Origin of the sequence: Methanolinea sp. (genome assembly GCA_030055515.1) — an archaeon.
Classification (GTDB): Archaea; Halobacteriota; Methanomicrobia; order Methanomicrobiales; family Methanospirillaceae; genus Methanolinea_A.
The window spans coordinates 724,923-737,611 of record JASFYI010000001.1; the positions used below are offsets into that span (position 1 = coordinate 724,923).

Consider the following 12,689-nt stretch of genomic DNA (forward strand, 5'->3'; position numbering starts at 1 on the left):
TCGGACCTTGTCCCTTCAGAACATCACTTTCCGCAGGAGCCGGGCGATTCTCGCCGTGCTCGCCCGCGGCACGAGTCCGGGGGGGCAGGGACAGGCCTCGTCGCTCCCGAGTATCTCGAGGACGGCGCGGACCGCCTCCCCGAGCGACGGGCCGTAACCCCCCTCGAGGACGAGGGCGGGCGGGCAGGACGCGGCTTCCCGCAGGAGCGAGCAGAGGACGGCGAAGTCGCGGGGATGGAGCCTCATCCCACCCTTCGGGTCGTCGTGGAGGGGATCGAACCCCGCCGAGACGATGAGCGCGTCCGGCTCGAAGTGCGCGAGTGCCTCGCAGAACACCGTCGAGAAGACATGGTGGTAATCGGCGATCCCCGCGCCGGCCGGGAGCGGGGCGTTCAGGGTGAACCCCCTGCCCCTCCCCTCCCCCACCTCGTCGATCCAGCCTGTCCACGGGAATATGTCTGCCTGGTGGATGGAACAGAAGAGGACCCGGTCCGTCCCGTAGAATATCTTCTGTGTGCCGTTCCCGTGGTGGAGGTCCCAGTCGACGATCGCGACGCGCTCCACCCGTTCGAGGGCCCACGCCGCCGCGACCGCGGCGTTATTGAAGAGGCAGTACCCCATCGCCCGGCACGGCTCGGCGTGGTGCCCCGGCGGGCGGACGAGGGCAAAGCACGGTTCCCCACCGAGGGCACGCCCGACCGCCCCGATCGCCGCGCCGGCCGCGAGTGTCGCGACGCGGAAGGAATCCTCCGTCACGTACGTGTCGAGGTCGAGGTACCTCCTGCCGCCGTAGCTGCAGAGCTCCTCGAGCATGCGGATGTGCCTCTCCTCGTGGACCCGCGCGAGGTCTTCGAACGACGCGGGTTGCGGAGGGTAAACCCTCACGTGCGGGGGCACGGCGGCGAGTGCATCCTGCAGCCTGCGGGCGTTCTCCTCGTGCAACCCGAGGTCGTGCCGCGCGAATTCACCCCCGGTGATGACCGAGCACCGCGCCCTCATTCAGCCGACCGGAAGGCCTCCCAGTACCGCCTCCTCGGGGACGTCGATCTCCCTCCCCGTGCCCGCGATGCGGTACTTCCCCTTCGCCCTCACCTCGTAGGGCGACCCGGACGTGGCGTATGGGACGACGAAGAGGCCGTCCCGGCTCTCCTGCCGGTACGTGAACTCCCTCCCGGTATTCGTCACGATGTCGACCTCTATGGTGCCCTCCCCCGCGATCCGCGCCCCGGGGACGAACTCGAAGACCTTGACGTACTTCAGGTCGGGTGCGCTCTCGCCCTCACGAGGGGACAAGACGTTCGTCGGTGACTCGTGGACGAGCCGGTAGTGCCGCAGCGCGGGGACGTCCTCGACAGGGGAGAGGATGTGCGGGGAGAGGACGAGTGCGCGTCTGCCGGCAGGAGCGTTCCTGTTGAAGGCAGCGGCTGCCTCCCTCGCGGCCGCCGCGTCCATCACCTGTGCCCCCCGCACGACCGGGTACGCGGCCCGCCCGTCCTCCACCTCGACGTAGTAGACCTTCCCGGCCGAAACGTGCGAGCCGTCGAAATTGTGGAGGCGGGAGACCATCGTCGCGAAGTAAGGTGCCTCGTACAGCTCGACCGCGGTGTACGTCCCTGCCCCCTCCTGCGCGGGTGCGAACACGTACTCCGTGTAGGGCGATATCCCCGCGCTCACGTTGTACCACGTGGCCATCGCCCAGAACTTCCCGGTATCCATCTCGATGTCGGTGACGACGTACCGGACACCGCGGTTCCGCGCGATCGCCGCGTTCCTCTCCTCGTCGGCCGTCATGAAGAAGGCGGCCGCGCCGTTCTCCCCCTCCACGCCCGACTGGAAGGGGTTTGCGTTCGGGATGCGCTTTGCGATGAACGTGATCAGGTGGCCGTAGTCCCACCACGACATCACCCCGTAGGACTCGGGGGGGTACCTGAAGGTCTCTTTCTCGTAGATGCGGAGGTAGTCGACGCCGGGGTCCGGTGTGTGCGTCCCCATCCACTCGAGCGCCTCCCGCCAGTCGGGGTTCAGGCGGATGGCACCGGAGGTTGCCACCCGCAGCTCGTACGTGACCTGAGAATACACAAAGACCGAGAACGCGACGAGGACGAGCGCGAGGACACCGATCCTGAGGGGATCGACCGCCGCGTGCGCACCCCCGGGTTTTGGCTTCTTCTTCGCCTTCTGCTTCGAATCCACCCTCTCGCGGTCTTGTTCTCCACCCTTCGTCATGCCAAGGCGGGACGCGGCCAGTCTCTGGACGTCCCTCCACCCCCACTCCACGGCCCAGGCCGCAAGGAGCCCCGAGAGGAGGGCGAGGGGCGCGGCGAAGTAGTACTCGTACCTGATGTGCTGCCACGTCGCGAATGTGAGGGTGACTGTCCAGACGAGGACGAAGAGGAGCTCAGCCCTCTTCTCATTCCAGACGTACTTGCAGAGGACACCGAATCCCCCTGCCATCAGGAGGAGGCCGACGCCGAAGTTCTCCCACGCCTCTCCCACCGTCCACGACCGCGCCTCCTGGATGGTCAGGTAGAAGGGGTTCTGGCCGAAGAACTGGTCGATGCTCGCGACGAACGTGGAAAAAAGGCCGGGGAGTGCGACCGCGAAGACCCCGAGTGTCGCCGCGAAGAGGCACCCGAGGCCCGCGAGGTAGTACGCGTCGCCCTTCCCCCGCGAGAACCTCCCGAGGATGTAGAGGACCGCCGTGCCCGCGACGACGAGGAGGTACGCGAGGGGATGGCCGAGGGTGTAGTAATCGAACTGGAAACCTTCCCTGTGGATTCCGAGGAAAACGAAGCTCGCCGCCGCGATCCCGAACGTCACCGCGTTGAGGAGGAGGATCCCTTCGCCCCTCTCCCTCCTGAAGAATCCCCACACGAGCAAGAAGAACGTCGTGACGGCGACGATGAACGCGAAGAGGACCATAGTCGGCATCACGAGGAGGCCAAGGACGTACGTGGTGCCGCAGAGGACGGAGAGGAGAAGTGGAGTGCGGAGCGTCTCCCGGCGCGAGAAGTCGACCGGGTTCTCCCGGAGGGCCGAGAGCGCCCACGCGTACGAGAAGACGAAGAGCGTGCTGAACAGGACCTCGGCGACGTGGTGGTCGAGGTACCCGTAGAGCGACCGGAAGAAGAACTGGCCGCTCACCACCGATACCGCGAGTGCCGAGAAGAGTCCCGCGAGCGTCCCGTGCAGTCTCCTCCCGAGGAGGAACATGAGGGGAACCATCAGCCCGGCCATGACGGGCGGCACGGCCAGCGAGACCGCGATTATCTCGGGCCTCGTGGTCGCGCCGGCCAGGAGGCAGAGGGCAGAGCAGATCCAGATGAAGAGGGGACCCCAGTGGATGACCTGCCCGGTGGGGTACAGGGTCATCGCCTCAAACCACGAGTATGCCGGGAAATTGTGGTTCATCTGTTCGATCTGGCGGAGGTTGTACATCGGGTCGTCGCTCCCGACGAGGTTGAGGATGTCGGTCGTGCCCGCGGCCGCCGAGGGGAGCATCCGGACCCACACGGAGAAGGCAGTCATCGCCGCGAGGAGGAGGATGACGATGTACTTCCTGTATCGCGTCAAACCGGAAAATTCCATGGTATCGTGTCCCGTTTTTCCCTACGGTGATGTTTGCCTTTCCATCGTTTAATCCTTTGGGATAACACCTTGTACAACGCCTTTTCCAAAAAATAACGTTTAAATTCGTTTTTCCTGGGGGCGGTCCTGCGTGGTCACCGGTCCTGCGCCCCTCCACGGGACGCACCGAGGCACGTTTCCACGAGTTCGCGGGCCCTTTCCGCGAAGACGGGGTAGTCGAAGAGCACTGCCCTCCTCCGGCACACGTCGCGGAACTCATCGGACCGTGCCCCCACCTCCCTCACCGCGTCGCGTATCTCCCGCGGGTCCGGTGCGACGAGCCGCCCGCACACGCCGTCGAGGACCGTCTCCTGGTACCCCCCCTCGCGCACCGCGACGACCGGTTTTCCGCTCGCCATCGCCTCTACCGGCGTGATCCCGAAGTCCTCGTCGATCGCGGTGGTGAGGAATCCCTCGCACCGGGAGTAGAGGTCGCGGATCTCCTCCTCCCCGAGGACGTGCTTCCAGATCACGTTCGGCGGAGCGTTCTCCACGACCCGCTCGAACCCCGGGTACACCCTCCCCACGACGACGAGGGTCTTTTCCGGCATGGACCGGAACGCCTCGACCTGGAGGTCTATCCTCTTCCACTTGTCCACCCTCCCGAGGGAGAGCCAATACCCCTCGGAGGGCCTCCACGTGAACCGGTCGGCGTGGACGGGGGGGTAGAGGACGTGCGCGTCCCTCAGGTACACCTTCTGGATGCGGTTCCGGACGGTGTGGGAGATGGCAGCGATGTTCCTCACGTACTTCCAGACGAAGCGCCGGTCGAAATACCGCGCGGCCGCGAGTGCAGGGACGTACACCGCCCTCTCGGGGATGCTCTTTCCCGCGAGGAAGTGGTAGTACATGTCGTAGAGTGCCCTGCGCGGCGTGAGCACGTAGTAGAGGTGGGGGACCGCGTGGACGAGGTAGCGGACTGCCATGTCGTCGATGCAGACGACGAAATCGTACTCGAGCGAGGCGGAGCGGAAGAGCCGCATTCCCTCGACCTGCCGGAACGGTTCCGCGGGGAGCCGGTGGCCGAGGGAGCAGAACCGGACGCGCCTCCCCGGGTCGTAGAGAGAGACGACATCCTCCCTGTACGCCGGGACGACCACTTCGGCGTCCAGTGCACGGGCAAGGTCGACGACCAGCCTCTCTGCCCCGCCCGGAACGGCGAACTCAGAGCCGGTGAGGATCCCTATCCGCATGGCACCTCCTCGCGCGTTCGCACAGATCCATCCACTTTTCCCCTACCGATTCCCACGCGAGTTCCGTGGGCGGTGGATACGTCTTCTTCTCCGGGAGGTGCTGGAGGATTTCTCCCTTCAGCTCTTCCACCGATCCCGGGCTGACGAGGAAGGCACCCGGATAGGAGCCCATCCCCTCGGCGAGCCCGCCGACCCTCGTCGCGACCACCGGCAGCCCGTATGCCATCGCGATGTGCGCAACGCCGCTCTGGGATGCCCGGGTATACGGGAGGACGAGCATGTCCGCGGCCGAGAAGTAGAGGGGGACCTCCCTGTCGGGGACATACCTGTCCACGACGGTGATCCTCTCGCGCCGGGGAGATTCCCGCACCCTCGCGAGGGATTCCCTGTCCTCCCACGCCTCCCCCACGATGAGCAGCCTCGTGTCCCGTGCCACGTCGTCGGGGAGTTCCTCGAACGCGCGGACGAGGTATTTCACGCCCTTGTAGGGGCGGAGGAGCCCGAAGAAGAGGATCACGTTCTCCTCTGCGATTCCGAGGCTTTCCCTTGCCTTTTCCTTGTCCACGCGGGGGTACTGGTCGTAGAGGGGATGCGGGATCACGGTGATCCTCTCCCGCCGGACACCGTAGGAGGCCGCGACGAGGTCCCTGTCCGCGTCCGAGTGGACGACGAAGTGCGTGGCACGCACCCGGACGATCCTGCCCAGGAACCGCGCGTACATCCTCGCGGGGAGGAGGGACTGCTCGAGGGGGTCGACCACCTCGTGGTACTCGACGATGACCGGGACTCGCCGCGGGAGGAGGCACAGGATCGCGACGTACATGTGTGCAACGCTCGACGTCCACCACTGGAGGATCACGACGTCGGCTTCCCGCGCGATGGTTGCTGCCTTTATCCACGTGAACGGGTTGTACCAGTCGAGCAGCTCTGCCGCGTCCACGCCGCCCTCGAATGCCACGGAGCAGAGGTCCTCCCCCACGCGCCTCCAGCCCGGGAACAACCTCCTCGGCAGCATGTGCCGGAAAAGGACTGCCCTGACGCGGAAATGGCGGGAGAGGGCGTTTGCGAGGCGGACCGTGTAGTAGCTTATGCCGGAGAGGAACCTGCTCGACGGCCCGACGACGACGATGGTGGGGGGTCCGCCCGTTGCGCATGTCCTCCCACGTGTCACAGCATTCACGCGGGAAGAGGGGACCGAGCGCGTTGCACGCACCGTTCGTCACTCCACGGTCACGCTCTTCGCGAGGTTCCTCGGCTGGTCGATTTCCCGTCCCAGTGCCTCCGCGGTCCTGAAGGCGAGGAGCTGGAGGATGACCGTGCTGGCGAGGATATGGGAGACTGTATCCCCGCGGGGGAGGGGCACGAGCACGTCTGCGACCTCTGCGAGGTCCGGGGAGCTCCCGTCGCCGACGACGACGAGCGGTGCACCCCTCGCCCTCATCTCCCTCGCGTTGGAGAGCATCGGGGTGAACGTCTCCCCCGGCGGGCAGAGTGCGACGACAGGGACCTCCGCCGAGAGGAGGGCGAACGGCCCGTGCTTTATCTCGCCGGCCGCGTAGCCCTCCGCGTGGATGTACGAGATCTCCTTCATCTTGAGTGCCCCCTCGAGCGCGAGGGGGAAGAACGGTCCCCTCCCTACGAAGAATATCGAGGGTGCATTCCTGCATACCTCCACGGCGGGAGAGAGATCCTGGAGGAGCGCGTCCTCGATTGCCGTGTGCCCGGAGAGGATCGATTGCCGCAGGATTCCCCCGCACAGGTGGTCCGCGAGGGAGAGGAGGACAGCGACCTCCGCGGTGAACGACTTCGTCGCGGCGACGCTGATCTCCGGACCCGCCCGCATGTAGAGGGTGTGGTCTGCGATCCGCGTCGCGCTGCTCCCGAGGACGTTGGTCACCGCGAGCGTCGGGTGGTTGCGCATCCTCGCCCTCTTCAGCGCGGCGAGCGTGTCCGCCGTCTCCCCCGACTGCGTCACCGCCACCACGAGGTCGTCGGGGGGTGGCGACCGGTACCGGAACTCCGAGGCGATCTCCGCACGGACGGGGATGCCGGCGTATCCCTCGACGAGGTACTGGCAGAGGAGGCAGGCATGGTACGACGTCCCGCACGCGACGAACGTGATCCCGGTGACGCCATCGAGGATCTCCCCGAGGTCCGCGGAGAGGACCGAGCGCGCGGTGGCCGCGAAGACCGACGGCTGCTCGAATATCTCCTTGAGCATGTAGTGCGAGAAACCCCCGAGCGTCACCTCCTCGGCGGACCAGTCCACGACCTGGACCGATCTTTCGACCTTCCCGGTCCCGTTCCACACGACGGGGCCGGAAGGGTGGATCGCGGCGACGTCCCCGTCCTCGAGGAAGATGACCCTGTCGGTGTGACCGAGGAGGGCCGTCACGTCCGATGCGGCGACGCACGCGCGGTCGGCAAGGCCAATGACGAGCGGGCTCCCGTTCCTCGCCGCGACGATCCCCCCGTAACCATCCGCGACCACGAGGATTGCGTAGCTCCCTTCCAGCCTCGGGAGGACTGCCCTCACCGCGGCCGGCAGGTCCCCTCCCCGGTACTCCTCCTCGACGAGGTGCACGATCACCTCGGTATCTGTCTCGGACCGGAAGACGTGCCCCCTCCCCTCGAGTTCCCGCCGGAGCGACGCGTGGTTCTCGATGATGCCGTTGTGCACGAGGGCTATCTTCCCGCGGCAGTCCGTGTGGGGGTGTGCATTCCGGTCGCTCGGTTCCCCGTGGGTCGCCCAGCGCGTGTGACCTATCGCGGTCCTGCCCTTCTGCCGCGTGACCGGGGGTCGCTCCCGGGATATCTTCCCCTTCTTCTTCCAGACCCAGATGCCGTTGTCATCGAGGACCGCGAGTCCGAACGAGTCATACCCCCTGTACTCGAGCCGCCGCAGCCCCTCGATGACGAGGGGGGCAGCCCTCTTCTCCCCGGTGTACCCGAATATCCCGCACACCCCTACACCACCGTGCTCCCGTCATCGAATGCGACCGTGGACGATACCTCCTTCCCGCCCCTCACCGTCGCGCCGTTGCCCACGATGGCAGCGCGCAGGATCGAGAACGGGCCGATCCTCGCTTTCTCCCCTGTGACCGCCCCGAACCTCCCCCTCGCCTGTTCGTCCCCGATCTCGAGGAGCGGTGCGTCCGGGACCGTGCTCACGTGGTCTTCGAGGCGGCAACCCTCGCCGATGACCGATTCCCTGACGAGGGAGTGGGGCCCGATGACCGCGTCGTCGAAGACGATGCTGTCCGCTACGAGCGAGAACGGGCCGACCTGCACTCGGTCCCCGATGCTCACGTGGGGCATGATGCAGGCGTGCGGGCCGATCTCGCAGTCCGATCCTATGACGGCGGGACCCACGATCGTGCACCCCGGGTGGATCCGTGTCCCGGCACCGACGCGGACGTTCCCCTGGAGGACCGAGCCCGCCGCGATCTCCCCCGCCTTCTCCGCGCGGCCCTTCCCGACGAGGAGGCGGTTCATCGGGAGGAGGTCCCAGGGGTAGACCGCGTCCTGCCAGTCGACGGCGCGGATGGCCTTGATCTTCCCCCCGGCCGCGATGAATGCCGCGACCGCGTCGGTGAGGTCTGGGGTATCCATGTAATCGAAGATGCCGGGATCGAACGAGAATATGCCGGTCGAGATGGTGAAGCTGGGTGCCTGCCGCGGTTTCTCGACGATCCGGGTCACGAGTCCCCTCCTCACCTCCACGACGCCGAAGTTGGAGGGGTAGGGGTGGTCCTTCACGAGGACCGCGTTTTTCGTGCCCACGATGCGCGCGATGGAGGCACCGTCGATGTAGTTGTCGCCCGGGAGGACGAGGAACGGCCCCGTGATGTGTTCCCTTGCCTGCAGGAGCGCGTGGGCCGTCCCTATCTGCCTCTCCTGTACGACGATCCTGACCGGGTACCCGGCTTTCCCGAGGTGGCTCGTCACCTTCTCCCTGCGGTACCCCACGACCACCGTGATGTCGCGGATGCCGCACGAGAGGAGCGCCTCCACCACGTAGTCGATGATGGGCACGTTTCCGACCGGGATGAGGGCCTTTGGGCGGCTCCGCGTGAGTGGCCGGAGCCTCCTCCCCTCGCCCGCCGCGAGTATGACTGCCTGCATGCCTGCACCTACCTTATCCTTGTCCCCGGCGCGATATACCCCTCGACGAGGCAGTGCGGGCCGATGGATGCACCCGTTCCTATCACCGTCCCCACGTTGAGGGAGCAGTTGATGCCGATCATCACGTTGTCCCCGATGATCGCACCGTGTTTCTTCCTCTTCGTGGGGATGCCGCCGACCCGGACCTCCGCGCGGTCGTGCCGGAGGTTTGCGACCTTCGTCCCCGCGCCGATGTTGCAGCCGCTCCCGACGACCGAGTCACCGAGGTAGTTGAAGTGCGGGAGGTTCGTCCCCGGAAGGATGATCGAGTTCTTCACCTCGGTCGCGTGGCCGACGTGGCACCCGTCGCCTATGGCCGTCGCCCCGCGGATGTACGCGTGGGGGCCGATCCTGCAATCCCTCCCGACGATGCACGGTCCCTCGATGCACGTGCCCGCCCTGACGATGGTCCCTTCCCCCACGATGACCGCGCCGTGGAGGATCACGCCCTCCTCCAGTGTGCCCCTGACCGAGCGGGAGATTCCCCCCATCATCCTCTCGTTCGCCGAAAGGAGGTCCCAGGGGTAGCCCACGTCGAGCCACGAGTCCACCCTCTCTGCCCGGAGTGCCCGCGCCGCGATGTACCCGGAGAGTGCGTCCGTGAGCTCACGCTCGCCCCGCGGCGAGACCCCGACGCCCTCGAGGACGGAGAATATATCGTCGTCGAAGTGGTAGATGCCGGCGTTCACGAGGTTCCCCGCGGGGCGGGGAGACTTCTCCTCGAGGCGCGCGACGCGGTCCCCCTCGAGCACGACGGCCCCGTAGTCCTCCGGGTGGTCCGAGGGGGCAACGCCGAGGCACGGCGGGTCGGACGCCGCGACCCGAGATATGTCCTCGTGGGAGAGGACCATGTCGCCGTTCATCAGGAGGAAATCGCCACTCACCCACTCGCGGGCGGTCTCGAGGGCGTCCGCCGTGCCCCGCTGGTGCCGCTGGACCGCGTACTCGATGCGGACGCCGAGGTCCCTCCCGTCCCCGAAGTGCTCCCGGACCGCCTCCTCCATGTACCCCACGACGAGGAGGACCTCGGATATCCCGGCGTCGCGCGCGGCGCGCACGAGGTGCTCGAGCATGGGGCGGTTCGCGAGCGGGAGCATGACCTTCGGGCGGGTGGCCGTGAGCGGCCGCATCCTCTTGCCCTCCCCCGCGGCGAGGATGACGCACTGCATGCGGTGTACCTCTCTCACTCCCCGGATATCTCCCTTTTTTTCCTCACCACGCGCTCGAGGCCCTCCTCGAGGAGGGACCTCGCGGCCTCCCGCGTCTTTCCCTCTGCCGTGACCCTCACCTTCGGCTCTGTCCCCGAGGCCCTGACGAGGTACCAACCTTCGTCCCTCTCGACCCTGATCCCGTCCGTGGGGACCGCGGCGCCGAGCGCCCGCACCACGTCCCCCGCCCGCGTGCAGGGGACGGATTCCCGGAGGATGGGGTAACGGGGGAGCGCGTCGACCTCCGCCGCGACGTCCCACTCGGATACCATCTGGCAGAAGAGGGCCGCCGCGTAAGGGCCGTCGGGGCAGAGGGAGTGCCGGGGGAAGATCCACGCCCCGGAGGGCTCCCCGCCGAACTCCCCCCCGGCGAGGAGTGCCTCGGAGACGTAGCTGTCCCCGACCGGTGTCCGCACCACCTCCGCGCACTCCTCGACGACCATGCTCGCGTCCACCGTCGTGACCACTCGGCGGGCCCCGAGGTACCTCGCGAAGAGGACGAGCAGGGAATCGCCGGGGATGATCCTCCCCCTCCTGTCCCACGCAACCATCCTGTCGGCGTCACCGTCGTGGGCGATCGCCCCGTCGGCGCCCCACCGGCGGACGAGCGCGCCGATGTAGGGGAGTGCCTCCCCGGATGGCTCGGAGGGCCGCGGGAACCGCCCCGTGGGAGTGCAGTTGATCGCGCGGACCTCTGCCCCTATCCCTTTGAGGATCGCGGGGCTCGCGACCGACCCGGCGCCACCGCCGCAGTCGAGGACCACCCGCACGCTCCTCCCGCACTCCACCTCGTCCACGATCTTCCCCACGTAGCCCGGGAGGATGTCTGCCCTCGCTACCCGCCCGAACCGGGAGGAGATGCTCCCGGGTCCCTGCAACGATGCTTCCGCGAGGCGTTCCCCGATCTCGTCCTGCCGCGACCGCGGGAGTGCCGCGCCTCCGGGCAAAAAGACCTTCAGCCCGTTGTACTCGGGGGGATTGTGGGACGCCGTCACCATGCAGCCAACGGTCCCCCCTTGCACGGAATACCCGACGGCAGGCGTGGGGACGATGCCCGCGGACGCGACGCGCGCGCCCCGGGAGAGTACCCCCGCCGCGAGCGCGTGCGCGAGGGCGGGCGAGGTCGTCCGCGTGTCGTGTCCCACGAGGACCGTCCCCGCCTCCCCGCCGAGCACGCCCCCGAGGGCGAGGGCACACGCGACGAGGTCGCGGCCGAAGACCGCGCGGATGCCCGACGAGCCAAACTCCATCGCGGAACGGTCGGAACGGGGGTACATGGGTCCTATCCCTTCCCGTAGGGGCACCAGTGCGGGAGGTTCTCGAGGCTCGCGACGCCGGCGGTGGACGGTCCCACGAGGAGGACCCTTCCCGCGCCACCCTCGCCAGCGAGCCGCGCGAACTCCTCCGAGATGAGTCCTTCCCCGTTGACGAGGACTATCTCCCCTTCGCCGGCAACGTCCGCGCGGCGCGGGAACGCGGCGAGTGTGGGGGGCGGGACGTGGAGGCCGCCTGCTTTTCTCCCGCCCACGTGCGCGACGAGTTCTGCCATGCACGCCGCGTGGCAACGGGGGTCGCAGGACCGCCCCACCCGGGAGATGCAGAGGAACCTCGCCACCACGTTGAGGATGGCACAGGCGGCGGCCCTGTGGGCCGGTTTCTCGAGTGCCGCCGGGAAGAGGAAGGAGAGGCGCGTTGTCGCCCGCGTCGGCTCGAAGGTCACGAACTCCGCGACCCTCCCCCCGAACGCGGCCTCCATGCAGGCACCCTTCTCGAACTGGCAGACTCTCCTGTCCGGGTTGACGGAGAGGACGATGTTCCCGTCCTCGTACCCGCACCCGCGGACGATCTCCTCGAGTCTCCGCACCGCGTCCTTCACGATGTCTCTCGTCATCCCGCCTCCCAAGCGTCCCGCAGGATCACCCTGCACGGGGAGCCGTCGAGCCCCGGGAGCCGCAGGGGGAGCGCGGCCATCCAGTACTCCCCGGGACGGACGCTCGAGAGGTCAAGGAACTCGATGACGGCAACCCCGCGCGAGAGGAGCGCCCGGTGAACCGTCCCGTCCCCGGAGTATGGCTCGATGGAGGGGGAGTCGATCCCGATGCACCTTGCGCCTGCATCGGCGAGCGCGCGGGCGCACGCGGGCGAGAGCCCCGGGTAATCCTCGCGGAACCCTTCTTCCCCCGAGTACCATGTCCGGAGGAGGAGCCTCTCCCCGGTCGCGCCACCGAGGTCGCGTGCCTCGATCAGGGACCCCGACCCCCCGACGCTGACCACGCGGCACTCCCCGATGAGCGCCCCCGGATCGATCCCGTCCACGCCCGGTGCCCCCCTGATGTAGTGCGAGGGGGCGTCGACGTGGGTGCCGCTGTGCGTGGAGAGGCGCATCGCCGTGAGGACGTAGGATCCCCTGTCCTGCGGGTGGAACGAGGGCTCGATGTCCCCGGGGTAGATCGCGATCCCCTCCCGCAGCGGGCGCGTGACGTCGTACCAGGCCATC

10 protein-coding genes are annotated in these 12,689 nt (G+C 67.7%); all 10 read right to left on the minus strand.

The genetic code is table 11. The features are described from left to right. Positions 1–15 precede the first annotated feature (15 nt). Positions 16–999 (minus strand): histone deacetylase, encoded by a 984-nt coding sequence (locus tag QFX32_03915; GenBank protein MDI9633184.1) that lies wholly within the window; start codon positions 997–999, stop codon positions 16–18. Then, positions 1,000–3,573: an oligosaccharyl transferase, archaeosortase A system-associated gene (locus QFX32_03920; GenBank protein ID MDI9633185.1), complete on the minus strand. Its 2,574-nt coding sequence runs from the start codon at positions 3,571–3,573 to the stop codon at positions 1,000–1,002. Positions 3,574–3,722: 149 nt separating this feature from the next. Next, positions 3,723–4,820 carry a glycosyltransferase gene (locus QFX32_03925; protein MDI9633186.1) on the minus strand — a complete coding sequence of 366 codons (1,098 nt, stop codon included), beginning with the start codon at positions 4,818–4,820 and terminating at the stop codon, positions 3,723–3,725. After that, positions 4,792–5,991, minus strand: coding sequence for a glycosyltransferase (locus tag QFX32_03930; GenBank protein MDI9633187.1), 1,200 nt, complete (start codon positions 5,989–5,991; stop codon positions 4,792–4,794). The genes QFX32_03925 and QFX32_03930 overlap by 29 nt, the downstream gene beginning before the upstream one ends. Before the next feature lie 48 nt (positions 5,992–6,039). Continuing rightward, complete coding sequence (gene glmS, locus QFX32_03935; GenBank protein MDI9633188.1) at positions 6,040–7,785, minus strand: glutamine--fructose-6-phosphate transaminase (isomerizing); 1,746 nt, start codon at positions 7,783–7,785, stop codon at positions 6,040–6,042. A 2-nt stretch (positions 7,786–7,787) separates the two neighbouring features. Next, complete coding sequence (locus QFX32_03940) at positions 7,788–8,945, minus strand: sugar phosphate nucleotidyltransferase (GenBank protein MDI9633189.1); 1,158 nt, start codon at positions 8,943–8,945, stop codon at positions 7,788–7,790. 8 nt (positions 8,946–8,953) lie between these two features. Further along, a complete protein-coding gene (locus QFX32_03945) occupies positions 8,954–10,153 on the minus strand; it encodes a sugar phosphate nucleotidyltransferase (protein MDI9633190.1) in 1,200 nt (399 codons plus the stop codon). A 14-nt stretch (positions 10,154–10,167) separates the two neighbouring features. Beyond that, a complete protein-coding gene (locus tag QFX32_03950) occupies positions 10,168–11,469 on the minus strand; it encodes a phosphopentomutase/phosphoglucosamine mutase (protein MDI9633191.1) in 1,302 nt (433 codons plus the stop codon). 5 nt (positions 11,470–11,474) lie between these two features. Then, positions 11,475–12,083 carry a hypothetical protein gene (locus tag QFX32_03955; GenBank protein ID MDI9633192.1) on the minus strand — a complete coding sequence of 203 codons (609 nt, stop codon included), beginning with the start codon at positions 12,081–12,083 and terminating at the stop codon, positions 11,475–11,477. Beyond that, positions 12,080–12,688, minus strand: a complete 609-nt coding sequence (locus QFX32_03960; protein MDI9633193.1) for a cyclase family protein — start codon at positions 12,686–12,688, stop codon at positions 12,080–12,082. Before QFX32_03960 ends, QFX32_03955 begins: the two co-directional genes overlap by 4 nt. Between the last annotated feature and the right edge of the window lies 1 nt (position 12,689).